The organism is Maricaulis maris (genome assembly GCF_049116555.1).
In the GTDB taxonomy this organism is placed as follows: domain Bacteria; phylum Pseudomonadota; class Alphaproteobacteria; order Caulobacterales; family Maricaulaceae; genus Maricaulis; species Maricaulis maris_C.
On sequence record NZ_JAGDYT010000006.1, the window covers coordinates 378507 to 400601 of the forward strand.

At 64.4% G+C, this 22095-nt stretch carries 27 protein-coding genes and 1 pseudogene; 11 read left to right on the forward strand and 17 right to left on the reverse strand.

Annotation, left to right across the window (positions count from 1 at the left end; all coding sequences use genetic code 11):
• Positions 1-31: 31 nt before the first annotated feature.
• Together JXQ94_RS09370 and JXQ94_RS09375 are read left to right on the forward strand one after the other, a co-directional pair.
• A complete protein-coding gene (locus JXQ94_RS09370; RefSeq protein ID WP_421923509.1) occupies positions 32-376 on the forward strand; it encodes a hypothetical protein in 345 nt (114 codons plus the stop codon).
• 90 nt (positions 377-466) lie between these two features.
• Positions 467-943: a hypothetical protein gene (locus tag JXQ94_RS09375; RefSeq protein WP_421923510.1), complete on the forward strand. Its 477-nt coding sequence runs from the start codon at positions 467-469 to the stop codon at positions 941-943.
• Between the two features lie 21 nt (positions 944-964).
• On the opposite strand, the gene JXQ94_RS09380 is transcribed toward JXQ94_RS09375, so the two are convergent.
• Positions 965-1474, reverse strand: coding sequence for a response regulator (locus JXQ94_RS09380; protein WP_291844917.1), 510 nt, complete (start codon positions 1472-1474; stop codon positions 965-967).
• 205 nt (positions 1475-1679) lie between these two features.
• On the opposite strand from JXQ94_RS09380, the gene JXQ94_RS09385 reads away from it, so the two are divergent.
• Complete coding sequence (locus JXQ94_RS09385; RefSeq protein ID WP_421923511.1) at positions 1680-2072, forward strand: DUF3775 domain-containing protein; 393 nt, start codon at positions 1680-1682, stop codon at positions 2070-2072.
• 62 nt (positions 2073-2134) lie between these two features.
• On the opposite strand, the gene JXQ94_RS09390 is transcribed toward JXQ94_RS09385, so the two are convergent.
• Together JXQ94_RS09390 and JXQ94_RS09395 are read right to left on the reverse strand one after the other, a co-directional pair.
• The gene (locus JXQ94_RS09390; RefSeq protein WP_421923512.1) at positions 2135-2815 is read right to left on the reverse strand and encodes a hypothetical protein; all 681 of its coding nucleotides are present in this window, start codon (positions 2813-2815) and stop codon (positions 2135-2137) included.
• Positions 2816-2844: 29 nt separating this feature from the next.
• Complete coding sequence (locus JXQ94_RS09395) at positions 2845-3159, reverse strand: hypothetical protein (protein ID WP_421923513.1); 315 nt, start codon at positions 3157-3159, stop codon at positions 2845-2847.
• Positions 3160-3296: 137 nt separating this feature from the next.
• Here JXQ94_RS09395 and JXQ94_RS09400 point away from each other — a divergent pair, with 137 nt between their 5' ends.
• A complete protein-coding gene (locus tag JXQ94_RS09400; RefSeq protein WP_421923514.1) occupies positions 3297-3884 on the forward strand; it encodes a lipocalin family protein in 588 nt (195 codons plus the stop codon).
• Here the strand turns inward: JXQ94_RS09400 and JXQ94_RS09405 are convergent, their stop codons facing one another.
• Positions 3885-4334 carry a response regulator gene (locus JXQ94_RS09405; RefSeq protein ID WP_421923515.1) on the reverse strand — a complete coding sequence of 150 codons (450 nt, stop codon included), beginning with the start codon at positions 4332-4334 and terminating at the stop codon, positions 3885-3887.
• 20 nt (positions 4335-4354) lie between these two features.
• Positions 4355-4795: a response regulator gene (locus tag JXQ94_RS09410; RefSeq protein ID WP_421923516.1), complete on the reverse strand. Its 441-nt coding sequence runs from the start codon at positions 4793-4795 to the stop codon at positions 4355-4357.
• 149 nt (positions 4796-4944) lie between these two features.
• Between JXQ94_RS09410 and uvrB the strand changes: the two genes are divergently transcribed.
• Positions 4945-7110: an excinuclease ABC subunit UvrB gene (uvrB, locus tag JXQ94_RS09415; RefSeq protein ID WP_421923517.1), complete on the forward strand. Its 2166-nt coding sequence runs from the start codon at positions 4945-4947 to the stop codon at positions 7108-7110.
• 722 nt (positions 7111-7832) lie between these two features.
• On the opposite strand, the gene JXQ94_RS09420 is transcribed toward uvrB, so the two are convergent.
• On the reverse strand, positions 7833-8393 hold the full coding sequence (locus tag JXQ94_RS09420) for a hypothetical protein (RefSeq protein WP_421923518.1): 561 nt from the start codon (positions 8391-8393) through the stop codon (positions 7833-7835).
• Between the two features lie 270 nt (positions 8394-8663).
• On the opposite strand from JXQ94_RS09420, the gene JXQ94_RS09425 reads away from it, so the two are divergent.
• Entirely contained in the window at positions 8664-9119 is a 456-nt protein-coding gene (locus JXQ94_RS09425) for a YeeE/YedE family protein (RefSeq protein ID WP_421923519.1), read from the forward strand.
• Positions 9116-9544: a DUF6691 family protein gene (locus tag JXQ94_RS09430; protein WP_421923520.1), complete on the forward strand. Its 429-nt coding sequence runs from the start codon at positions 9116-9118 to the stop codon at positions 9542-9544. The genes JXQ94_RS09425 and JXQ94_RS09430 overlap by 4 nt, the downstream gene beginning before the upstream one ends.
• Here the strand turns inward: JXQ94_RS09430 and JXQ94_RS09435 are convergent.
• Together JXQ94_RS09435 and JXQ94_RS09440 are read right to left on the reverse strand one after the other, a co-directional pair.
• Positions 9541-10524 (reverse strand): hypothetical protein, encoded by a 984-nt coding sequence (locus JXQ94_RS09435; protein ID WP_421923521.1) that lies wholly within the window; start codon positions 10522-10524, stop codon positions 9541-9543. The genes JXQ94_RS09430 and JXQ94_RS09435 overlap by 4 nt on opposite strands.
• Before the next feature lie 114 nt (positions 10525-10638).
• Positions 10639-10821, reverse strand: coding sequence for a YqaE/Pmp3 family membrane protein (locus JXQ94_RS09440; protein ID WP_421923522.1), 183 nt, complete (start codon positions 10819-10821; stop codon positions 10639-10641).
• Positions 10822-10983: 162 nt separating this feature from the next.
• Here JXQ94_RS09440 and JXQ94_RS09445 point away from each other — a divergent pair.
• From JXQ94_RS09445 to JXQ94_RS09460, 4 genes and pseudogenes are all read left to right on the forward strand, one after another.
• Positions 10984-11607: pseudogene (locus JXQ94_RS09445) on the forward strand (AAA family ATPase); the annotation flags it as partial.
• A gap of 335 nt (positions 11608-11942) precedes the next feature.
• Positions 11943-12491, forward strand: coding sequence for a hypothetical protein (locus JXQ94_RS09450; RefSeq protein ID WP_421923523.1), 549 nt, complete (start codon positions 11943-11945; stop codon positions 12489-12491).
• Positions 12492-12550: 59 nt separating this feature from the next.
• Entirely contained in the window at positions 12551-12994 is a 444-nt protein-coding gene (locus JXQ94_RS09455; RefSeq protein ID WP_421923524.1) for a hypothetical protein, read from the forward strand.
• 38 nt (positions 12995-13032) lie between these two features.
• Positions 13033-13416, forward strand: coding sequence for a hypothetical protein (locus tag JXQ94_RS09460; RefSeq protein ID WP_421923525.1), 384 nt, complete (start codon positions 13033-13035; stop codon positions 13414-13416).
• A 3-nt stretch (positions 13417-13419) separates the two neighbouring features.
• Here JXQ94_RS09460 and JXQ94_RS09465 read toward each other — a convergent pair whose 3' ends face one another.
• The 9 genes from JXQ94_RS09465 to ppdK all read right to left on the reverse strand — a co-directional run bounded on the left by JXQ94_RS09465 (position 13420) and on the right by ppdK (position 22094).
• Positions 13420-14055: an LON peptidase substrate-binding domain-containing protein gene (locus tag JXQ94_RS09465; protein WP_421923526.1), complete on the reverse strand. Its 636-nt coding sequence runs from the start codon at positions 14053-14055 to the stop codon at positions 13420-13422.
• 37 nt (positions 14056-14092) lie between these two features.
• Positions 14093-14668 carry an SRPBCC domain-containing protein gene (locus JXQ94_RS09470; protein ID WP_421923527.1) on the reverse strand — a complete coding sequence of 192 codons (576 nt, stop codon included), beginning with the start codon at positions 14666-14668 and terminating at the stop codon, positions 14093-14095.
• 52 nt (positions 14669-14720) lie between these two features.
• Positions 14721-15233: a DUF1993 domain-containing protein gene (locus JXQ94_RS09475; protein WP_421923528.1), complete on the reverse strand. Its 513-nt coding sequence runs from the start codon at positions 15231-15233 to the stop codon at positions 14721-14723.
• 182 nt (positions 15234-15415) lie between these two features.
• The gene (gene csgH / locus JXQ94_RS09480; protein ID WP_295696146.1) at positions 15416-15805 is read right to left on the reverse strand and encodes a curli-like amyloid fiber formation chaperone CsgH; all 390 of its coding nucleotides are present in this window, start codon (positions 15803-15805) and stop codon (positions 15416-15418) included.
• A 70-nt stretch (positions 15806-15875) separates the two neighbouring features.
• Positions 15876-16388, reverse strand: a complete 513-nt coding sequence (locus JXQ94_RS09485; protein ID WP_421923529.1) for a curlin-associated protein — start codon at positions 16386-16388, stop codon at positions 15876-15878.
• Between the two features lie 215 nt (positions 16389-16603).
• Entirely contained in the window at positions 16604-17272 is a 669-nt protein-coding gene (locus tag JXQ94_RS09490; protein WP_421923530.1) for a hypothetical protein, read from the reverse strand.
• A 108-nt stretch (positions 17273-17380) separates the two neighbouring features.
• Positions 17381-18229, reverse strand: coding sequence for a hypothetical protein (locus JXQ94_RS09495; protein WP_421923531.1), 849 nt, complete (start codon positions 18227-18229; stop codon positions 17381-17383).
• Between the two features lie 200 nt (positions 18230-18429).
• Positions 18430-19197 (reverse strand): cell wall hydrolase, encoded by a 768-nt coding sequence (locus tag JXQ94_RS09500; RefSeq protein ID WP_421923532.1) that lies wholly within the window; start codon positions 19195-19197, stop codon positions 18430-18432.
• 224 nt (positions 19198-19421) lie between these two features.
• A complete protein-coding gene (gene ppdK, locus JXQ94_RS09505) occupies positions 19422-22094 on the reverse strand; it encodes a pyruvate, phosphate dikinase (RefSeq protein ID WP_421923533.1) in 2673 nt (890 codons plus the stop codon).
• Position 22095: the final 1 nt, after the last annotated feature.

Sequence of the window (22095 nt, forward strand, 5' to 3'; positions counted from 1 at the left end):
TACATCTAATGCGTGTCGCACGGAGAGCCACATGCAGAGCGAGTGGGGAATTCTCTTTCATCTCGATGATATTCGCTTTGACGCCTACGGACGGGCCTTGATCAGGGATGCTGCTGCCGCGCAGCGCCTGCAGGGCTTGTTGAACCAGGCCGATGCCATCGCCTGCCGCTCCGGTTGCGGGGCCCCGCTCAGCTGCGACACCGCCCTGATCCTGCGCGAGGAATTGACCAGCCTGGGGCCGGACCTGCTGGTCAATAATGCCGAGTTCTCGACCATCATCCGAAAGCGCAAGGCGGTCGGGGCAGACGAGGCCGTGATCGTGTTTTCGGTCTATCGCCGGGCCGAGGTCACACTGTCGGCGCTTGAAGCGTCCTGACCGCCGGCGACGGGCGGGAAGCCGGCCCCGGTTCAGGAAGTCTTAGCGCCAGCCGTGCAAGCCTTTCCGCGATCAACTGTAGAGACGCTCATGTTATCCATGATTGCACTTGCCTCCGCTCTCTCCACGGCTCCGCTCGGTGTGGCTGTTGGCGAGTCCGCGCCCAAACCTGCCTTGGGCAAGGCCATGCAGAATGAATTTTCGCACAGCCTCACGATCGAAATCCAGGCCGCCTCGGCGAACCCGCTGGTTTTGACCTACGGCTCCCTGACGGGCGGCGAATGGGACCGGATACCCACGCCAGGTTCGACCCTCGAGCCGGGCGACTCGATCACCTATGTCAACGGGGTCGTCAGTGCATACGACGCGTTGGGCGGCATGATCTCACTCTCGCTGCCAACCGGGGCCACGTTCGCAATCGAGTTTGGCTGGGCCGTTGGCGGTTCGGTCGCATGTACGGCGGAACCAGCGAACCTCGAGACGGTGGCCGTGAATGTCGAGCTGATCAACACGCTGAGCGATGAACCGACTTGTGCCGTGACCATCACCGATCGTCGGGCCGATTAGCCGCCGGCATCTCGCCGGCCGTCAGCTGGCGGCTGAGTTCTCGTCATCACCCTCGCGACGCCACGGACCGGCATAGCGCGGGTCCTGGCGCCGACGTCGGTCAGGACCGAAATAGGTCGGCGCCTTGATGAAGCGGCGTGGCCGCTCGATCAGCGCGCTGATCCGATGGAAGAGGTCGACCGGGCGCACCGGCTTGGCAAGATACTCGTTTACCCCGGCATTGATCGCCTCGATCACCTTGGACCGGTCGGTGTGACCGGTGACCATGACGATGGGCAGATACTTGTTCGCACTGTCCGACGCGGTGCGCACAAGACGGGTGAATTCCAGCCCGTTCAGATCGCCCAGCATATAGTCGACAAGGGCGAAGTCCGGATTCACATCGCGCATCGTCTCGAAAGCGTCCGCGGCGTCGCGCACTTCCACGATCGTGCGCACGCCAAACCCCTGCAGGATGGTTCGCAGGATGGTCGACATGTGCGCGTTATCCTCAACGATCAGGACACGGATGCGGTCGAAACTGCCGGACATGGACTCTCGCAATGGCGAAAAGGGAATCAATAATCGCCCAGAGTGTGCACCCGCGGCCTTAACCAAGTCTTGACCGGGCTGGCGCGCCCGAGCCGCCACCCGAAACCCGCTGGCAGAACGGATTGCCCGCCACAAGAGCCCCGTCCTGTGCTAGTCTGCCCCCGTTGCGTTGCGTTCAGTTTGGCAGGCTTGGAAAGGCAAGGTCATGAACATCGCAGAAAAAATGGTGCGCTCCCTGATCGATCGGGCTCGCGCCTATGACAGCAAGGAACAGATCGACGATTACGAGAAAGACCCGGACAGTGGCGAGACCGATGCGGTCGAGAGCCTGCTGACCGGCGATATCGATCCGATCCGCAGGGAAATCGAAGACTGGCTGGGTTCACTTGACGAGGAAGCCCAGGCCGACCTGGTCGCGCTCTACTGGATAGGACGCGGCGATTTCGAGGGTCGCGACTTTCGTCGGGCCCTCCGGGAAGCCCGTAGCCGTCGCAGCGGACCGACCGAGGACTATCTGCTCGGCGCCCCCATGCTCGGCGACTATCTCGAACTGGGCCTGGACGCCGTCATCGAAGCCGAGGTCTATGACGACGCCTGAGCGACGCCCTGCGCCGCTGAGGGAAGAAAGACCGGGACCGGGTTGGAGGCCAGACCAGGCCTTCAGCGTTCGCGTAACTGCGCGGCCACCTCACGCAAGGCTGCGGCGCGCACATCCGGATCGCTTTCGGCGAGCGCATCCTGCATTCGAGCCGAGGCCTCGCTCAGCCGACGGCGCGTTTCGGCCTGGGCTTCCGATTGAGCCTGCTCCCGCTCATTCCCGCGCACAGCCGCGACGAGGATGTCGGCAATTCGCTGCAATATCTGGACAACAGCCTCGGCCGAGAAACCACCGACAACCGCGATCGCCAGCGGGCCGTACTCGTCCGCGATGCCATTCAGGCTGGAATTGCCGCCTGCGATCTCACCCAGTATGAAGCCGGTGAAAATCCCGAGGACGAAACGCAACAGGTAGAGCTGATAGTATTGCGGACGGAATGTGCCATCGCGGAGATAGTTCCGTGCCGTCCAGAAGGCGAAGAGCGTTGCGCCGAGCACGGCGCCACAAAGTCGCGTCAGCTTCTGGCTTATCTGCTCACCTGAAAGCCCGTCACCGATGGGCGCGGTATCTCCTCCGGGCGCCCAGAAACCGGGGATGGCAGTCATGACGACCAGGAGAAGGAGCGCGGTCAGCCCGATCGCGCCAATGGACAGCAAGACCCGGTTATGGCGCAGCTCACTGGCCCTGATCGTTCCTGGCGTGGCCGGCGCGATCGCCACGGACAGATCCTGGTGAATTCTCATTGCCAGGCGAAGGGTCTCCGTATCCCTATTCATGACAGCGTCACGGTCCGCCGCATGTCCTCGTCGGGCGGCTCGACATCGTCGGCATAAATCGACAACTCATCGCTCGGCACGGCACCGAGGCGCTCGAACAAGACCGGCAGGTTGGCCTGGACAGAGTCCGGAAGCGCGATCCCGCGCGACCGGGCGAAACGCTCCATGGAGCGGATTTCCGCGAGCAATTCGCGCAGCAAGACTTGCGCTGACAGACTGGAGGGGACTGCCCGTTCGAGCCTCTCTCCGATCGCCGCCTCGTCCTCCCGGGCAAGTCCGGGAGTATCCGTGTCGGTCCCGCCTTCTGTCATTTTGACCCCCACCTGAACGGGCGATACTTATATATACAATTCATGGTTCCGTCCAGTTTCGGACCAATCGGGGCCTTGCGGCTGGACTCGAGCCGGCTTGCCGCTATCTCCTCGGGTTCAGACCGGAGATATGGACGATGCCACGCCAGTTACGACACGCCCTCGCCCTGCCACTTGTTCTGCTCCTGCTGCCGCTGGCCGCCTGCAGCTCACCGCCGCGGGACCGCCTGGCCGGCGACACACCGCCGCGGACCGTCGCCTCGGTTGATCTGGATCGCTATCTCGGCCGCTGGTTCGAGATCGCTCGCGCCGATCACGGCTTCGAGCGTGGCTGTGACGGCGTAATTGCGGAGTATGCGCGACGCGAGGACGGCATGATCGCCGTCCTCAATCGATGCTGGAAGGATGGACTGGATGGCGCCGGCAACACGGCCGAGGGCCGCGCCCGCATTGCGGATCCGGACAGCAATGCCCGCCTTGAAGTGAGCTTTTTCGGCCCCTTCTTCGGTGATTACTGGATCATCGATCTGGCCGAGGATTACAGCTGGGCCGTGATTTCCGAGGCCGAGGGCCGCTATCTGTGGATCCTGGCCCGCAATCCGCAGCCGGGCGCGGACTTCGTGGACGCCCGCCTCACCGATCTGCGCGCACGCGGCTTTGACACGGAGGGCCTCATCTACCCCGAACAATGGCCGGGCATCGCGGCCGTTCCGCCCGCGGACTGATCAGTCCGTCCAGGACACTTCGGTGCTGCGCGGTGGCTTGTGGGTGATGCCCTTGCGGTGATTGACGGCATCAAGAATTCGCTTGCCGAGCCGGTCCGGCATGACCGGCTTGACCAGATAGGCATCGATATCGGCCTTGCGGGCCGCGTCGACAATGCGAACTTCGTCATGCGAGGTCAGCAGGATGATCGCCACATCCTTGTTCGCCAGGGTCTCGTCACCGCGCACCTGCCAGGCGATCGACACGCCATCATCGGATTGCAGCTCATAGTCGAGCAGGACCGCGTCCAGCGTCTGGCGCCTGAGATGGTGCCAGGCCGTCTCGCTGTCGGCTGCCTCGAACACATCCGCACAGCCGAGCCGCTCCAGCAGCTTGATTACCAGGGTGCGGATGGACGCGGTGTCTTCGACCACCAGAATGCGCAATCCGGCCAGTGGCTCGTTCGGCATGAATCACCTCCGTTAGAGGATCAGAATCTAGCACGGGCGGCCGTTTCGGCAATGCTTTCGGCTTGAGCGACGCCCAATAGTGTCTCCCGCAGGCGCACCGGATTGACCGGTTTTGGCAGGACCGCGGCGATGCCGGCCGAGGCGGCGCCACGGACAAGATGGGCAAAGCCGTCAGCCGCGAGCAGGATAAGCGGCAGGTCCGGGCGCAGGGCTTGGACCGGATCGCGGAAGCGGCGGGCCAGGTCGAGCCCGGAACTCATCCCGAGATCATAGTCGATCAGCGCGAAATCGGGACCACAGGTGCGGGCGAGAACCAGCGCCTCATCGCTGTCGGCCGCCTCGAATACACGGGCAAAACCGATACCGGTGAGCAGGGTCCGGACAACGGCGCGAACCGGGCGGCTGTCATCGACCAGCAGCACGCTGAGACGGTTTGGCACGGGCAGGTCGGCGGCAGGCATGCTTGATCTCCTGTCCGCACATTAACCCTGCTGCGCTGAACACGGCCCTAACGGCGGCTCATACGCTATGCGTGCTCCTGACAGCACGGTGGCAGGGAGGTCGCAGCCAGGCACTGGCCCTCGCCCGCGCGGCGTCACATAGTCCCTCCATGGCCAAGCTGACCCTCGACGACACCCTAACCGCCCCGGAAGACTTCGTGCTCGACACGCTGACCAGCGTGACGACGGCGGGCGAATGGACGCCGCACCGGCCCGACCGGCCGGACAAGTCCGAGGGCGGGCAGCGCTTCCGCTGTGTCTCGGAATACTCGCCCAAGGGTGACCAGCCGCAGGCGATCGAGGAGCTGGTCGCCGGACTGACGGGCGAGGAGCGCGACCAGGTCCTGCTCGGCGCCACCGGCACCGGCAAGACTTTCACCATGGCCAAGATCATCGAGGCGGTGCAGCGCCCGGCCCTGATCCTGGCCCCGAACAAGACGCTTGCCGCCCAGCTCTATGGCGAGTTCAAGAGCTTTTTCCCGGACAATGCGGTCGAGTATTTCGTCTCCTACTACGACTACTACATGCCGGAATCCTATGTGCCGCGTACCGACACGTATATCGAGAAGGAATCTTCGATCAATGAGGCGATTGACAGGATGCGCCACGCCGCCACGCGCTCCATCCTGGAACGCGATGACGTGATCATCGTTGCCTCGGTCTCGTGCATTTACGGCATCGGCTCGGTCGAGACCTATACCGCGATGACGTTCGAGCTGAAGCCCGGCGATATCGCCGATCCCCGCGCCATCACGCGCCAGCTGGTCGACCTGCAATACACCCGCAATGACGCCGCCTTCATCCGCGGCACCTTCCGCATTCGCGGCGACAATCTGGAGGTCTTCCCGGCCCATTATGACGACCGCGCCTGGCGGATCGGCTTTTTCGGCGACGAGGTCGAGCAGATCACCGAGTTCGATCCGCTCACCGGCAAGACCATGACCGAGCTGAAATCGGTCAAGTTCTACGCCAATTCCCACTACGTCACGCCGCGCCCGACGCTCAACCAGGCCGTGGTCAAGATCAAGGCCGAGCTCAAGGAACGCCTCGCCTGGATGGAGGCCAATGGCCAGCTGCTCGAGGCCCAGCGCCTGCAGCAGCGCACCGAGTTCGACCTGGAAATGCTCGGCGCCACCGGCTCCTGCGCCGGGATCGAGAATTATTCCCGCTATCTCACCGGCCGCAAGCCGGGCGAGCCGCCGCCCACCCTGTTCGAATACATTCCGGAGGACGCCCTTGTCTTTGCCGATGAGAGCCATGTCTCCATCCCGCAGCTGGGCGCCATGTACAAGGGCGACTATTCCCGCAAGAAGACGCTCGCCGATCACGGCTTCCGCCTGCCCTCCTGCCTCGACAACCGCCCGCTCAAATTCGAGGAATGGGATGCCATGCGGCCGCAGACCATTTCGGTCTCGGCGACGCCGGGCCAGTGGGAGCTGAACCAGACCGGCGGCGTCTTCACCGAACAGGTGATCCGCCCGACCGGCCTGATCGACCCGCCGGTCGAAGTCCGCCCGGTCGCCGCCGATGGCGCCTCCCAGGTCGACGATGTCATCGACGAGGCCCGCGCCACCACGGAGAAGGGTTTTCGCACCCTGGTCACCACCCTGACCAAGCGCATGGCCGAGGACCTGTCGGAATACATGCACGAGCAGGGCCTGAAGGTCCGCTACATGCATTCCGATGTCGACACGGTCGAACGCATCGAGCTGATCCGCGATCTGCGCCTGGGCGTCTATGACGTGCTGATCGGCATCAACCTCTTGCGGGAAGGTCTGGACATTCCCGAATGCGGCCTCGTCGCCATCCTCGACGCCGACAAGGAAGGCTTCCTCAGATCAGAGACCAGCTTGGTCCAGACCATCGGCCGCGCCGCCAGAAATGCCGACTCGAAAGTCATCCTCTATGCCGACCGCATCACCGGCTCGATGCAACGCGCCATGGACGAAACCAACCGCCGCCGCACCAAACAGATCGCCCACAACGAAGAACACGGTATCACCCCGACAACGATCACCAGAGGCATCAGCGACATCCTGGAAGAGGTGATGGAGTCCCAGGCGAAAGGGCGCGGCGTCGCCGCGAAGGGCCGCAAGAAGGGTGATGGGAAACCGAAGGGGATGCGCGAGGCCGATCAGGCTGCGTTTGTGGCCGGGGATAATGTGGTGGCGGTGATTGCGGATCTGGAGAAGCGGATGCGGGAAGCTGCGGCGGATCTGGAGTTTGAGGAGGCGGCGAGGTTGCGGGATGAGGTGCTGAAGTTGCGGGGGGAATAGAGTCTCCCCGGACTCACTTTGAGCAAAATGGGGGCGCACACCAATTGCCGGAACCAGAGGGCGCTTCCCTAGAAATACGCCGCCAGTCCTCGCCCTTGATAGACAAGATGGCTGGAAGCGCAGCGGCCAGACGGAGTGGGTGATGGGCGGTCGGGGCCAGAACGCTGGCGCGTTTCACCCCTTCCGCCCCGGATTAAATCCGGGGCACCTTCCCTTGTCTGGGGAAGGACCTGGGTCCCGCCCCCTCCTCGCTACGCTTGGCCCCCTTCGTCCCGGTGCTCCGCACCGGGCCACGTCCCCCGCCTTGCGAGGGCAGAAAATCGCTCCGACATCATTACCCCCGTCATCCCACGGTGACCGCGCAGCGGGCATCCGGGGGACCTTGGCCAACCGGCTGACGGGGGAGCTGAGGTCCCCCGGATCGCGGCTTTGCCGCAACCGGGGGATGACGGTGGGGGTTGTGGGAGATTCCGCATTGCAGGGGCAGGAAGCACCGAGGTCCTCGCCCTTGATGGGCGAGGTGGCTGGGCGCGTCAGCGGCCAGACGGAGTGGGTGATCAGCGCTCGGTGACAGTACGCTGGGGCGGTTCACCCCTTCCGGCCCGGATTAAATCCGGGGCACCTTCCCCATCAAGGGGAAGGACCTGGCCCCCTCCTCGCTACGCTCGCCCCCCTGCGCGCTGACGCGCTCCGGGACCTCTCCCGGGCAGGGGAGAGGCGGGTCAACCCGGGAACAGCCACACCCCGACTTCGCGCACGCCCTCGCCTTCGCGCACCAGGCAGAGCGCGCTTTCCAGGCCCTGGACGATGCAGGCCATCTCGCGGGCCTCTTCGCGAAGGGTGTCGATCTCGGCGTCGGTGACGCCTTCGGCGGCGTAGAAGGGGAATTCGGCGTCGGGGCCGGGGATGTTGGCGGTGGTGTCGAGATGGGTGAAGGCGCCGAGCCAGTCGGTAAGGGCTGCGTCCATCTGGCCCGGTTCGGCCCAGGCCAGGAGCATGACCTCGTCGGTCGGGAAAACGCGCTGGAAGCGGGTCTCGCCCTTGTCATCAACCAGGCTGAGCGTGGCCCGGATCCGGCCATCCTCGCCGCAGATCGTGACCGCTTCGGCGACCAGACCGCTGTCCGCGTCGTCGCCCCAGGGTGCCGCCGCGACGAGGTCGCAATCGGCAGACGCGCTGGGCGGGGCCGCCGGTGAGGGGCCTTTCTGGAGCGCGGCGGCCGGCGCGGCGATGGCGGCAAGAGCGATGAGGCTGGCGAGAAGCGTGCGCGGTGTCGATATCATGTGGGTCCCCTGACTGTCGGGTCAGGCTAGCGAGGCGAAGATGACTGCACAATGAGCCGAATGGGTGACGCGCCGTCGCTGCGCCGGCGCCGTCGCACAAGCGTGCGCGCCGCGCGATTTGGGCCATACATCGCTTGTCAGCCAGCAGGCCGCTCCGGTTTTCCTCCCATCCCTCCGGCGCCTCGCGCGTGCGGCGCCACAGCCCTGTCCGCTTGCCCCTTCCAATTGGGCGCAACCCGGCGTGTAATTGGGGCAGCATGGGAGGCTCGCATGGAAAACTTCACACCGGTGTCGGCACTGATCGGCGGCACCCTGATCGGATTGTCCGCCGTCCTGTTGATGGCCTTGAACGGGCGCATTGCCGGGATTAGCGGCCTGTTGGGCACGGCCCTGTTCGGCGCCCCGGGCGACCGCGCCTGGCGGCTCTTCTTTCTCGGCGGGATGGTAGTCGCGCCGCTGGTCATGATGCTGCTGCCCGGCGGGGTGCGTCCCTCGCTGGCGGTCGACATCACGCAGAGCTGGCCACTGCTGGTGATCGGCGGACTTCTGGTCGGCTTCGGCACGCGTCTGGGATCGGGTTGCACCAGCGGGCATGGCGTATGCGGCCTGTCGCGCCTGTCGGCCCGATCCCTGATCTCGGTCCTGGTCTTCATGGCGGTCGGCATGGTCACGGTGACGCTGATGCGCGGCAGCCTCGCCGGCCTGTTCGCGGGAGGGGCATCATGATGCGCAATCTCGCCGCCGGCCTGGCCGGTCTCATCTTCGGCCTGGGCCTCGTCATCGCGCAGATGACCAATCCTGCCAAAGTGCTCGCCTTTCTCGACATTTTCGGCGCGTGGGACCCGTCTCTGGCGCTGGTCATGGGCAGCGCCCTGGCCGTCACCGCGATCGGCTATCGCCTTGCCTGGCGCCGCAGTGAACCGGTGCTGGGCGGCGAGTTCGCCCTGCCCTCCGCCAGCCAGATCGATGTCCGGCTGGCCGCCGGGGCGGTGATGTTCGGCGCGGGCTGGGGACTGGTCGGACTGTGCCCGGGCCCGGCCCTGACCGTGCTGACCATCGGCGGTCCGCCGGTCTGGGTCTTCGGTGCCGCCATGCTGGCGGGCATGGTCGCCTTCCGCTTCCTGCCCGTCATCGGTGCGAAACCGGCCTAGCTGGTCGCGGCTGTCGTGGTCGCGGCCGAACTGGCGGCAATCACGCCGGCCATCATCGCTGCCTGGGCGGCGATCACCGCGGTGAGCGCCGAAATACTGCTGCCCGGAGGCGCAGGTCGATCGGCCACCAGGACCTGGTGCGCCAGGCGGGTACGGGCATGGCCGGCGCCGCGGCACTGACGCGGCAGGCCTTCGCGGACCTCGGACAGGGCCGGAATGTCCGCAGCGGTGAGGCCCTCACAGGCCCAGGACACCAGCATCGATTTGTCATGATCCGAGCGCAGCTTGCGATCGGCCCGCACAGCGTCACGCAAATCGGCAAAACCGGCGATCACCTGGTGCGGACTGGTGCCCATCAGGGCGCACAGGCGCGCGCCTTCCCGCTTGTGACCCCGCAGGACACGGTCGGCGGCAAAGATCGCCTCGGCCTGTTCGCGACGCGCGGCGACATCGGCCGGGCTCGCGCCCTCGGCGGCATGAGCGGCGGAGAACATGTCGGTGATCGACATGTCACGGCGCCACCAGGGCGGCTTGATCGCAGCCTTGATGGCGAAGAAGCGCGGGACCAGCGTGTCGATGGCCTCATCCGACAGGGACAGGACCAGGGCGGCGCGCGACCCACCGGCATAGAGCGTACCGGTCCCGGACACCTTGCGGCCGGCCTTGAGGGCGTCGCGCAGGGCGAAATAGCGGTTCATGTCGATCGACTGGGCCGCCATCATCGCGGCATAGATCCAGCGCACCGCGCCGCTGGGCGCACGCCAGCCACCGGATTCTTCCTTCAAGGTCCGGAAATTCTCGCGGGTCCGCTGGACAAGCGAGCGGCTATCCCGGGCAGCCTCGCCGCGTGGCGACCGGACCAGGGCCGAGGCGGCAAAGGGACGGGCATCACCATCCGGCCTGGGGCGCGCACGGCCCAGCGCCTCATGAAACGCGATATAGCGGTTCAGGGCGGTCTCGGTTCCGGTCGTTTCCGGCATGGCAGATTCTCCTCAGCTGGCGTTCAGCCTAGCATGAGGTGGGGTCAGCGCCGGGCGGGACTGGCTGTGAGCGCGTCCCCTGCCCCCTTGCGCGTCCCGCTTGGACGGGCGCGGTCAGCGCCGGGCGATGATCCAGACCGCGTGCACAATACCCGGGACATAGCCAAGGATGGTCAGGACGATATTGATCCAGAACTGGATACCGATCCCGACCTGCAGGAAGACGCCGAGCGGCGGTAACAGGACCGCGGCGATGATGCGGATGATATCGCCGGATGTGACGGTCTTCTCGGCCATGGGTCGGGCTCCTCGCTGCTCGGACCTGCGAACAGACTCAGACAATACGGCGAAATTTCGACTTAAATCCCGGCACCCGGCTTAGACCTCGCGCAAGACATGCCTGTTCTCATGGCCCTCCATGAGGCCGTTTGCACACGGTCGGACGGGAGAGGTGCTGAAATGACAGGCAAGGCTCAAGTCGTGGTCTTCGCGTCGCAGAAAGGCGGATCCGGCAAGACCACCGTGTCGGCGCACATGGCGGTGCAGGCGGAATTGTCCGGCGCCGGGCCGGTCGCGCTGATCGATACCGATCCGCAAGGCTCGATGGCAAAATGGTGGAATGCGCGAGCCAGCGCCGCGCCCGCCTTCGCCCGCATATCGGTGCCGGATCTGGGGCGTGACATCAAGCTGCTGGAGGATGCCGGCTATCGCCTGATCATCATCGACACGCCGCCAGCCGTAACCTCGACCATTGCCGAGGTGATCACCCATGCCGACCTGGTCGTGCTGCCAACCCGGCCCAGCCCGCACGATCTGCGCGCCGTGGGTCCGACGGTCGATATCGTGCAGATGCAGGACAAGCCGCTGGTCTTCGTGATCAACTCGGCGACCGCCCGGGCCAGGATCACCGGCGAGACGGCCGTCGCCCTCTCCCAGCACGGGACGGTCGCGCCGGTCACACTGCATCACCGCGTCGACTTCGCGGCCTCCATGATTGATGGCCGCACCGTCGGAGAGGTCTCCGAAACCAGCCGCTCGGCCAGTGAGGTTGCCAATCTCTGGGCCTATCTCGATGACCGGCTCATGCGCATGCGGGCCAGCGATCCGCGCGACATGCTGGATCGGCCACCACGCTCCACCTTCGAGGCCGACATCCTGTCGCCGGCCACCGCCGGCATGTCAGGCCAGGAGGTGGATGAGGACGAGGACGCGCTGGAAAACCAGCCGGGTTATGCCCTCGCCGGCACGGCCGCACCGCCGCCCGATCCGGCACCCTCCGCCAATTCCAACTGGGACGGCATAGACCGCCGCAAGGCCGATAGCGGTCCGCCCCCCGGCAAGCCGGACCGTCGCCGCGCGGCCCATCAACCCTTCGGCCGTCGTTTCACGGCCTGAGCCCCGACAGGAAGGACATCCCGATGAGCGCCAAATATGCCAGCCTTCATGCCGGTCTCCTGGCCCGCAAGGGCGAAGCCTCGCCCGCCATCCCCTCACCGCTCGGCCAGGTCTCCTATACCGACCTGCCGCAACGCCGCGACATCGAGCCGGCGCGGCCGGAAAACCTGACCTCCCAGACTCGCGAAACCAGCCAATCCCTGATTGCCCGCAAGACGGCGTCTCCAGCGGGCAAGCCTGCGCCGGTCGCACACCCGGCGTCTGACTCCGGTTCCGGCCCGTCCTTGAGGCGGCGCCCGAAAACATCCGCTTCCGCCTCGCCGCAGGGCGGATGTTGCAGCGAGGGCGCGACCCCCAGTCCGCCACCGCTGCCCGGACCTGACGGCCCGCTGGCGCATCGTGCCACCGTGCGCCTGACCGCCGAGCAGAAGCGTCGACTGGGCACGGTGTCAGTTCAGATGAACTGGTCGCAACAACGCATTCTCGCAATTGCCCTGGACGATTGGCTGGATCGATTGTGCGCGAACGAGATGAGCAATTGCGCCTGTCTGCAGGCGCGAAAGCCCGGCTAGCTACCCGCAAACGCATGGCCGTTGCCCGCCCTGATTGGCCAAAGCGTCACATTCTCGGCATGATTGACGCCATAACCGCCCCTTCGCGACGAAAGGGAAAGCGTGTGGTCCAGGCCTATTCCATGCAGGGCTTCGAGATTCGTATTGACGGCCAGGTGCTGGAAATGCGGACCGACGGCACACGCACGGCTGCCATGGGTCGCGATCCCGGACGCTCCTTCGAATCCTTTCTGGCCAACACCCATGTCACCGGGATCCTGTTCGATGTCCGCGGTGCGGTCTATGAGCTGGACGAGATCGAGTGGGAGGAACGGGCGCGGCTGATCGCCCGCGTTTGCCAGGGCCATCCGACCGCCTTCGTCAACCGCCAGGACCAGGACACCCAGGTCGCCCGGGTCTTGCACCATCTGGAATCCCGCGGGGGTCGGGGCCTGTCCTGCCGTTCGCGCCAAGCCGCCCGATTATGGCTGGGTGGGGTGACCGACCACCCCGGCTCGCGCTAGCCTTGGACAAGGCGTGAGCGTCAATTGACGTCAGAGGGGTGAACCGGTTGCGTTCCAGCTTTTCCATGCAAGGCTTCGACCTGCAGCTCAGGAACGGCGTTATCGAGCTCCGCGCCCAGGGTGAGAGACTGGCTGGCGATGAGCGAGCTCCCGCCGCCGCCTTCACCTCGATCGCGGCAAAGCTCGACTCCCAACTGATCCTCTACGACGTGCGCGACGCGAATTATCGCTTGTCCGAGCTGGAATGGGATGAGCGGTTGCGCTTTGTCGCCCGCCTGTTCAGCGGATATCGCACGGCCTACATCATCCGCGCCGACCAGAAAACGGCCGCAAGCCGCGCGTGCAAGGCACATGCTCGAAATGGCGACAAGGCCCGGGCTTTCACGTCGAAAGGCGTCGCCAGGGACTGGCTGATCCGCTGACGCTTACTGCATCGAGCCGCCGGCATTTCCGGCAATCCGCGCCGCCAGAAGGTCCTGCATCAGATCCAGTCGCGCGGTCGTGTCCTGCGCTTCCAGCAAGGCCTGGCGGTCAGCCGACGCGAAGGGTGCCGACATGGCCAGTTGATCGACCAGGACCGGCAAGGGCGCGTCCCGAAGCGTCCGCCAGTCGGCAGCGAGCTGTTCCGCTTCAAACCACGCCTGCAGCAATCCAAGAAGCCGGTCACGATCCACGCTCGGCACTTGCCGCGGCAAAAGGTCATCGGCAAAACCGGAATAATCAGCCGCGCCAACACGATAAGGCTTGCCGACCTCGATTTCCTGGCACAAGCGGAAGCGGCTCACGCCGACAAGCGTGATCAGATAACGGCCATCATCGGTTTCCTGCCATTGCTTCAACCGACCGGCGCCTCCGATCGGTGCGAGCTCCGGCTTTTCCGGATTTCTGCCGGAGCGGCACTGAATGATGCCGACATGTCCGTCGCCATGCCGGACATCGTCCAGCATGTTGAGATAGCGCGGCTCAAAGACATTCAGCGGCAATATCTCTCCGGGCAGGAGGATGGCGCCCCCCAATGGAAAGAGCGGCAGGTGTTCGGGAAGGTCTTCGAAATCCGTCATTCGGTTGAGATAGGGCTGAGCTCGGGGCCTGCCAAGGTCAGGGCTGAGTGACAAAGGCAGAACAGGCTTCGTCAGGCGCGAGATGGCAATCGGCTTCGACCCAGGGGCGAAGGCGCGCATCGATGAAATGCACCCAGACCGATCGGACGATTGCGGCCATCTCCGCGTCTATTTCCCCGGCCATGTGGAGCTCGACCGTGAAGGCCGTCCTGTCGCCCTCTCCGGCGTCCTCGAGCGACCAGCTGGTGACCATGTCGAAGGCCCGGCCTGACAGGCCAAGCGGTCCATGCAGGCGCAGCTCATAAGGCGCGCGAACAAAGATGACCCGCGCGTGCAGCGTCCCATTATCCGAGCCCGCCTCGAAACGCTCATAGAAGCGCCCGTCAAAGCGGGGCTCGATCACCATCTCGGCCGGGTCGGGCCAGAAACTATGGTCCCACCAACCTGTCACATCGCCTGTTGCGGCCTCGAACACCTCGGTGACGGGCGCCTCGATCTCGATGGTGAAGCGGGTTGTAAACCCCTGCGGCTCGAAGGCCTGAATGGCGGTTTCGGCGGCAGAGCCGGTGGCCGGCTGGGCGGCCACCAGTAACAGGGCTGCAAGACTGATCATGGCAAGGCTCCGGAGTGTGGAACACCAGACTAGCCCTGCCATGGAAATCCAGCTAGCCACTCATGCCCATCATGTCGGCCTTGCCAAGCGGGACGCCAAGCTGGCGCAGGATGTTGTAAGCCGTGGCGGCATGGAAGATGGCATTGGTGATGACAAAGCTCTGCAGATACATCTGGCGCGGCAGCGTCATCTCCCGATCGCGCCCGGCCGGGAAAGTGATATCGGCCTGCGGATTGGCATCGATCGCGTCGGTATCGAGCGCCCAGACCGCTTCGCGGGCCTTGGCGACACGGGCGCGAAGCTCGGCGAAACTGGTTTCGGTGTCCGGCAGGGAAGCCGGTTCCACACCGGCAAGGCGCGACATGCCGCGTACGGTGAAATCGGAGACCAGCTGAACCTGACGGGTGAAGGCGAACATGTCCGGCGAAAGCCGCCAATTGAGCCAGACACTGTCCTCGACCCCCTTTTCCTTCGCATGGGCTTCGCCCTTGGCCAGGATGATGTCGACCGCGCGATAGACCTGATCGAGTTGAGTCCGTGCGACGGACGACAAGGTGATACTCATTTCGGCGTTCTCCCCGTTTGGTGAAAACCTCAGATGGGGGGCCGAACCAGGATCGACAAGGCGTGTTCATGTGGTTGGCTTTGCCAGCGAGAGGCCCAGACACAGGCAGACCGGGATCCCGTCAGGCATCCCGGTCAGGCATGTCGGTCGATTGCCGGCGGCGGGGAAATCCCGCCCCCGCCTCAGACGGCGTCACCCCAGCGGCAGAGCAGGTCCCCCTGCGGACTCCAGGTTGAGAGCCGGGCGCTGAAATCGGTTTCCATATCCAGTGTGATGTCGGACAGGATCACCGCACCTTCACCATAGGGCTCGATATCGCCGCCCTGGTAGAGATCGAAGGACCCTCCACCGGTGCGCTGGGTAATGATCATGTCCCAGCTGGACCCGGCATCCGGCGCACTCCACGCTGTCACGACGAGGCCATCGACGGTTTCTGTCAGATCAATGCCGCAGGCCGGACCATTCTCCAGCATGGCGAGGCGCGCTTCAGCCGGCGCCTCATCAACTTCAACGGCGAACCAGATGCTGGCCATAGCCGCCAGCGAACTCAAGGAAATCAGTTTAATACCCATGTCAGCCTCCTTGGCTGGGGCGGCCCGGTCGGCGCAGCGGCATCATGCCGCTGCGCCCGGCGGGGTCGTCTTAGTGGTCGCCCTGGATAACCAGGGTCACATTGCCAGAGCCCGACTGGCGGACATTGGCCGACTGGCCATTTCCAACCTGAATGACACCGGCGGCGTTGTTGTAGCCATACTGATTGGTCACGGCGGTGTTGTTGCGGCCAATCTGGGCGACACCGGAGATGTTGCGATTGCCGGTCTGAACGCTGCGGGCGTAGTTGTTGTAGCCCTGCTGACCGACCACGGCGTCATTGTTGCGGCCGTACTGGTCGACATGCGCCTCGTTATAGCGGCCGCGCTGACCAACCGTGGTACCGTTGCGGGCGCCGTCCTGGATAACCGTGACGTACTGACGCTCGCCGCGCTGGTTGATCACCATGCTCTGGCGGTGGCCCTGCTGGCGACCGGCGATGTCATTCCGATAGCCTTCCTGGGCGATCGAGACGCGGTTGCGCGATTGGGCTTCAGCCGCACCGACCGTGCCGAGGATGGAAACTGCCGCGAGGGCGCTGGCGATGAGAAAGCGGGTTTTCATTTTGACTACTCCGTTTTGCTGGCCGACGCCCGATGCATCGAAGCCTGTCACCCGTTTTAAGGAGGCCATGATGAGCGAATGCTGAGAGCTCCATTCATAGTCACAACAGGTAGATGAACAGACCGGCGAAACTTGTTCATCTTGTTGATCCAGATAAGAAAAAGGCCCGCGCCTGAGGTCAGGGCGGGCCAGTTTGGGGTCGGAGACAATCAGATTCAGTCGTAGCGGCACTGGGCTGGCCGCGCGGCACGAAGCCGGGCGCATTGGGCAGGCGTCAGCCGTTGCTGACTGGTCGCGGAGGACGGGCGTGCCGCATTGGTGGCGGCAATGCGGGCCCGGGCCTGCTCGGCACGCGTTGGGCCGGTCACCGGGATGGACGTGGTGCGTGCGCGCGGCGCCGGTCGGACGCCATTCAGCAAGCCCATCGGCATGATGTCGACCTGCTGCGTGGAACAGGTCAGCCGACCAGCCTGGTCATAGACAGCCAGGGAACCGCGCAACATTGCGTCCTGACCCAGCTCGGCATCGCGAAGCTCGTCCATCCCGCGATAGCCACCCGGCACGACATAGCCGAGCGTGAAATGGCTGCGAGCCAGGGCGGTGTCACGCGAGCCATTGCTGGCGAAGCGACCGTCGAGACGCAGGTTGAGATCGCTGGTCGGGATCGCCTGATAGAGACGAAAGACATAGGACCCGCTCAGGCGCACATCTGCCTTCGGAACAGCGACACCGCTCGAATTCGACAGATAGACCTGAATGCCGCAATCGCGGCTCGGATGCAGGTCAATGCCATTTCGGGTCTGCGCTTGCGCGGCCGACGGGACAGCGGCGAACAGGGTCGCCCCCAGGGCGATGGCGCTGGTGAAGGCTTTGAGACGAGACATGTGCAGCTCCCTTGCGGATGAATCTCCGTGCTTGAGCTGACACTAGCGATATCGATATGAGGCTTGGCTGAGCGCCCGGTTCAGACGGCGTTCATGTAAGAATGAGCGTCAGCGCGCGATGGCCGCGCGGGGTGCCGAGCCGGTCGTCTCGACAGACTGCGGCAGGAGCACCGCAGCCTCAACGGTATTGCCAACGCCGAGATAATTGACCTGACCAAAGCCCATCGACTTGGCCAGTTTGATACCCTTGCCGCGATAGCCCGCCCGTGACGGGTCCGCCATCTCGGCGGTCTCGGCGTCAATCCCTTCCCCATCATCCTGGATGATGAAGGAGAGGATGCGCCCGCCGCGCTGGAAGCGCAGCTTCACACGGCGGTCCTCATACAGGCTTTCGGCCATGCGCTTGGACAGTTTGCGCTCCCAATTGCCTTCCGCCAGGCCCTTGGCCTTTTCAGCGGGATCGAAGCCCAGATTGCCGTGTTCGATCGCATTGGCGAGCAGGACGTAAAGACCCACTGCCGTCGCGCAGGGGCGTGGCGTGGCGCGGCCCAGCAGGATGGCGACATCGCTGGCCTGTTCACGGGTCTGGATCGAGAATTCGCCCGCCGCGAGCGACTGGGTCGCCCCGAGTCCGATCTCGGAATCGGCCGGAATGGCAAGTTCCTGGGCTCGGTAGGCGCGCAGCCCGTCAATCGCATTGGCGAGGGTGCCCGCATCCGCATCATGATCGAGAAAGATATCGGCGCCGCTGCGCCGGGCATTGCCGGTGACCAGCAAGGAGCACTGTTTCGGCGCGGCATTCTTGCGAGCGTCGGCGATTCGCGCGGCATGGGCGTCATCTGCCACGACAAGCGCAACCGGCCCCTCCTGGTCCATGGTCGGACCCAGATAGACGGTCATGCCCAAGCCCTTGGCCAGCGCTCGCGACAACACGCGTGTGCGGTTGCTGTCGCTCATGCAGAGCCAAAGCCTGTCAGGGGTCTTGCCGGTTTGGGCGATTGCCATGCGGTCTCCAGGGAACTGAAGCAGGACTGGGTCGGAACACGCACACTAGAAACAACACATTAACAATGAATTTGACGCCGCCAAGCGCGTTTCATCGCATCATGTTTGCGACAGGACAGAACAGGGCAAGACCGAGGAAAATCCGGGCCCGACTAGGCGTCGCGCTCGCGCACAATACCCGCGACGCGTTCGCGACGGGTCGGGAAACGGTAGAAGATATGTGTCCCGATCCGGCGCGTGCGCACGAGGCCATCATTCCAATACGGGTCAACGGCCACCGTATGGTAATGCGTCGCGCGGCGGGTCACATCCCGGCCAAAACCCATGAAGGCATGCTGGGAGACCAGCTGCGACCGGCGCCAGGAGCGACCGCGCGGCTCACGGACCATGGACCCGTCACAGGTAAAGGTGAACTGGCACCCCGTCCGGCGTTCAGACCCCTGATAGACCACGCCACAGATCGAGTTCGGATAATTGCGATTGTCGACCCGGTTCAGGATCACCTGGGCCACGGCCAGCTGACCGACAAAGGTCTCGCTGCGGGCCTCGTAATAGATCGCTTCGGCCAGGCAATCGACTTCAGCCGAGATGCCGGCGGCGATCTGGAGGTGCGTATTGTCAAAGGTGCGCAGGTCATCCAGCGAGCGGGCGGTCAGCACGATACCGGCATCGGTGTCGGCTTCCAGCTTCAGCGAGGCAAAGCGCAATTCTTCCGGCGGCTGCCAGGCGGCATCAACATCACCGGCCTGGAGATAACGCGACGCCATCGCCTGCCAGACGAGTGTCTCGTCCTGCTCGCGGGCGCGATCGGAGGCCCCGTTGAGGAGCAGGACCGTCATCGCACACAGCACCAGGGTCGCCAGCATATGCAATGCTGTCGCTACCTGCTTTTGCTGGCTGCGTGCCGCGTCGAGGTCCATTTGGTCTCCGTATGTCCGTTCAGGCGTCAAATCCGACCTTTCACGAATCGTGCCGTCTTGCGACGAGATTAACATGAAGCGCCGTGTCTGAATCCTTCGTGAAATCAGCGCGCCTCTCTATTTGAGCCAACCATAGCGGTCAAGCAGGGTGCTTGGTTACAAATAAGAAAATACCCGCCCCTTCCAAGAGAGGCGGGATTTTCAGTTGCGATTACAGAAAGCTATTACTGACGGCGCAAACGGGCCTGGGCGGCCGCCAAACGCGCAATTGGCACGCGGTATGGCGAACAGGACACATAATCCAGGCCGATTTCCTCACAGAAATCGATGGAAGACGGGTCGCCGCCATGCTCGCCGCAAATGCCCAGCTTGAGGCCTTCACGGCTGGCGCGGCCGCGTTCTGCCGCGATCCGGACCAGATCACCGACCCCGTCACGGTCCAGCGTGACAAAGGGATCCTTCTCGAGAATTCCCGCTTCAAGATAGTCGCCGAGGAATTTACCCGCATCATCCCGCGACAGACCGAAAGTCGTCTGGGTCAGGTCATTTGTGCCGAAGGAGAAGAATTCCGCATCCTCGGCAATCTGACCGGCCATCAGCGCGGCGCGGGGCAATTCGATCATCGTGCCGATGAGATATTTCGGCGCGCCGCCTGTCTCCTCGGCAACAGCCTTGGCGACACCGGCAACCCGCGCCTTCAGAATGGCCAGCTCGGCCGGCATGGCCACGAGCGGGATCATCACTTCGGCCAGCGGCTGGAAGCCGGTTTCCTTCTCGACCGCGACCTGGGCCTCGAAAATCGCCCGGGCCTGCATCTCGTAGATTTCCGGGAAGGTGATGCCCAGGCGGCAACCGCGATGGCCGAGCATGGGATTGCTTTCGCCGAGATCACGCGCCCGCGCCATCAGCTGGTCGGCCGGCAGGCCGGTCGCCTTGGCGACATCAATGACGTCTTCCTCGGTATGCGGCAGGAATTCGTGCAGCGGCGGATCCAGGAGGCGGATCGTGCAGGGACGCTCGCCCATGATGCGGAATATCTGTGCGAAGTCGTCGCGCTGCATGGGCAGGATCTTGTCCAGCGCCGTAACCCGTCCGTCCTGGTCATTCGACAGGATCATCTCGCGCACGGCGGCGATCCGGTCGGATTCGAAGAACATGTGCTCGGTGCGGCACAGGCCGATGCCTTCAGCGCCGAACTCGACCGCGGTCTCGCAATCATTGGGCGTTTCCGCATTGGTCCGCACCTTCATGCGGCGGGCCTTGTCGGCCCAGACCATGAGCTTGCCGAAATCGCCGGTCAGCTCCGGCTTGATCATCTTGGCTTCGCCCATCAGGACCTGGCCCGAGGCGCCATCAATGGTGACCATCTCGCCATCCTTGACCAGACGGCGGCCAACGACGAATTGCTTGGCCGCATAGTCGATCTTGATCGCGCCGGCACCGGAGACACAAGGCCGCCCCATGCCGCGCGCCACCACGGCAGCGTGCGAGGTCATGCCGCCGCGTGCGGTGATGATGCCTTCAGCCGCGTGCATGCCGTGAATGTCTTCCGGCGAGGTCTCGATACGCACCAGGATGACTTTCTCGCCAGCCTTGGAGCGTTCTTCGGCTTCGTCGCTGTCGAAGACCACCTTGCCCGAGGCCGCGCCCGGCGATGCCGGCAGGCCCGAGGTCAGGATGTCGCGCTCGGCGTCGGGGTCGAGGGTCGGGTGCAAGAGCTGGTCGAGTTGGGCCGGGTCAACGCGCATCACGGCCTCATCTGTCGAGATCAGACCTTCCGACGCCATGTCGACGGCAATCTTCAGCGCCGCCTTGGCGGTGCGCTTGCCATTGCGGGTCTGCAGCATCCAGAGCCGGCCGCGCTCGACCGTGAACTCGATGTCCTGCATGTCGGTGTAATGACGCTCCAGCTTGTCGAAGACGGCGGCCAGCTCGGCATAGCTCTCCGGCATCGCCATTTCCATGGACGGGTTGTCATCGCCCATCTTCTCGCGCATCGCCTCGGTCAGGCATTGCGGTGTGCGGATGCCGGCGACCACGTCCTCGCCCTGGGCGTTGACCAGGTATTCGCCGTAATAGCCGGTATCGCCGGTCGACGGGTCGCGGGTGAAGGCCACACCGGTGGCAGACGTCTCGCCCATATTTCCGAACACCATCGCCTGGACATTGACCGCCGTGCCCCAGCTGGCCGGGATGTCGTGCAGGCGGCGATAGGTCTTGGCGCGATCGGTCATCCACGAGCCGAAGACGGCGCCGATGGCGCCCCACAGCTGCTCGCGCGGATCCGCCGGGAAGTCGCGGCCCAGCTCGCGGGCAGCAGCGGCCTTGTACTCTCCCACAATGCTGACCCAGTCATCGGCGCTCAACTCGGTGTCGAGGGAGTAGTCATTATCGTCCTTGAAGCCGTCGAGAATGTCCTCGAAGACGGCGTGATCCACGCCGAGGACGACATCGGAATACATCTGGATGAAGCGGCGATAGCTGTCATAGGCAAAGCGGCGGTCGCCGGACAGCTTGGCCAGACCTTCCGCCGTCTCGTCATTGAGGCCGAGATTGAGGACCGTATCCATCATGCCCGGCATCGAGGCGCGGGCGCCCGAACGGACCGAGACCAGAAGCGGATTGGCCGGATCGCCAAACGCCTTGCCGACCGCCTGTTCAAGCTTGGCGAGCGACGCCTCGACCTGGCCACCCAGCGTGTCCGGATAGGCCTGGTCATTATCATAGAAGGCCGTGCAGACCTGGGTCGTCAAAGTGAAGCCTGGCGGCACCGGAAGGCCCAGCTTGGCCATTTCGGCCAGGTTCGCACCCTTGCCACCCAGCAGCTCGCGCATGCCGGCTTCGCCTTCACTGTCACCACCGCCAAAGGCGTAAACCCACTTGGTATCTGCAGTCATG

Bases quoted from the DNA above. Each gene is read 5' to 3' on its own strand.
- JXQ94_RS09470 (WP_421923527.1), bottom strand. From the start codon at position 14,668: ATGATCAGTCTTGCAGCCCTGTTACTGGTGGCCGCCCAGCCGGCCACC.
- JXQ94_RS09495 (WP_421923531.1), bottom strand. From the start codon at position 18,229: ATGAGCGACAGCAACCGCACACGCGTGTTGTCGCGAGCGCTGGCCAAG.
- JXQ94_RS09490 (WP_421923530.1), bottom strand. From the start codon at position 17,272: ATGTCTCGTCTCAAAGCCTTCACCAGCGCCATCGCCCTGGGGGCGACC.
- csgH (WP_295696146.1), bottom strand. From the start codon at position 15,805: ATGGGTATTAAACTGATTTCCTTGAGTTCGCTGGCGGCTATGGCCAGC.
- JXQ94_RS09390 (WP_421923512.1), bottom strand. From the start codon at position 2,815: ATGAGAATTCACCAGGATCTGTCCGTGGCGATCGCGCCGGCCACGCCA.
- JXQ94_RS09380 (WP_291844917.1), bottom strand. From the start codon at position 1,474: ATGTCCGGCAGTTTCGACCGCATCCGTGTCCTGATCGTTGAGGATAAC.
- JXQ94_RS09370 (WP_421923509.1), top strand. From the start codon at position 32: ATGCAGAGCGAGTGGGGAATTCTCTTTCATCTCGATGATATTCGCTTT.
- JXQ94_RS09465 (WP_421923526.1), bottom strand. From the start codon at position 14,055: ATGACGGATTTCGAAGACCTTCCCGAACACCTGCCGCTCTTTCCATTG.
- JXQ94_RS09440 (WP_421923522.1), bottom strand. From the start codon at position 10,821: ATGGCCGAGAAGACCGTCACATCCGGCGATATCATCCGCATCATCGCC.
- uvrB (WP_421923517.1), top strand. From the start codon at position 4,945: ATGGCCAAGCTGACCCTCGACGACACCCTAACCGCCCCGGAAGACTTC.
- JXQ94_RS09385 (WP_421923511.1), top strand. From the start codon at position 1,680: ATGAACATCGCAGAAAAAATGGTGCGCTCCCTGATCGATCGGGCTCGC.
- JXQ94_RS09400 (WP_421923514.1), top strand. From the start codon at position 3,297: ATGCCACGCCAGTTACGACACGCCCTCGCCCTGCCACTTGTTCTGCTC.
- JXQ94_RS09395 (WP_421923513.1), bottom strand. From the start codon at position 3,159: ATGACAGAAGGCGGGACCGACACGGATACTCCCGGACTTGCCCGGGAG.
- JXQ94_RS09500 (WP_421923532.1), bottom strand. From the start codon at position 19,197: ATGGACCTCGACGCGGCACGCAGCCAGCAAAAGCAGGTAGCGACAGCA.
- JXQ94_RS09425 (WP_421923519.1), top strand. From the start codon at position 8,664: ATGGAAAACTTCACACCGGTGTCGGCACTGATCGGCGGCACCCTGATC.
- JXQ94_RS09455 (WP_421923524.1), top strand. From the start codon at position 12,551: ATGATTGACGCCATAACCGCCCCTTCGCGACGAAAGGGAAAGCGTGTG.
- JXQ94_RS09435 (WP_421923521.1), bottom strand. From the start codon at position 10,524: ATGCCGGAAACGACCGGAACCGAGACCGCCCTGAACCGCTATATCGCG.
- JXQ94_RS09450 (WP_421923523.1), top strand. From the start codon at position 11,943: ATGAGCGCCAAATATGCCAGCCTTCATGCCGGTCTCCTGGCCCGCAAG.
- JXQ94_RS09405 (WP_421923515.1), bottom strand. From the start codon at position 4,334: ATGCCGAACGAGCCACTGGCCGGATTGCGCATTCTGGTGGTCGAAGAC.
- JXQ94_RS09375 (WP_421923510.1), top strand. From the start codon at position 467: ATGTTATCCATGATTGCACTTGCCTCCGCTCTCTCCACGGCTCCGCTC.
- JXQ94_RS09430 (WP_421923520.1), top strand. From the start codon at position 9,116: ATGATGCGCAATCTCGCCGCCGGCCTGGCCGGTCTCATCTTCGGCCTG.
- JXQ94_RS09475 (WP_421923528.1), bottom strand. From the start codon at position 15,233: ATGAGTATCACCTTGTCGTCCGTCGCACGGACTCAACTCGATCAGGTC.
- JXQ94_RS09420 (WP_421923518.1), bottom strand. From the start codon at position 8,393: ATGATATCGACACCGCGCACGCTTCTCGCCAGCCTCATCGCTCTTGCC.
- JXQ94_RS09410 (WP_421923516.1), bottom strand. From the start codon at position 4,795: ATGCCTGCCGCCGACCTGCCCGTGCCAAACCGTCTCAGCGTGCTGCTG.
- ppdK (WP_421923533.1), bottom strand. From the start codon at position 22,094: ATGACTGCAGATACCAAGTGGGTTTACGCCTTTGGCGGTGGTGACAGT.
- JXQ94_RS09485 (WP_421923529.1), bottom strand. From the start codon at position 16,388: ATGAAAACCCGCTTTCTCATCGCCAGCGCCCTCGCGGCAGTTTCCATC.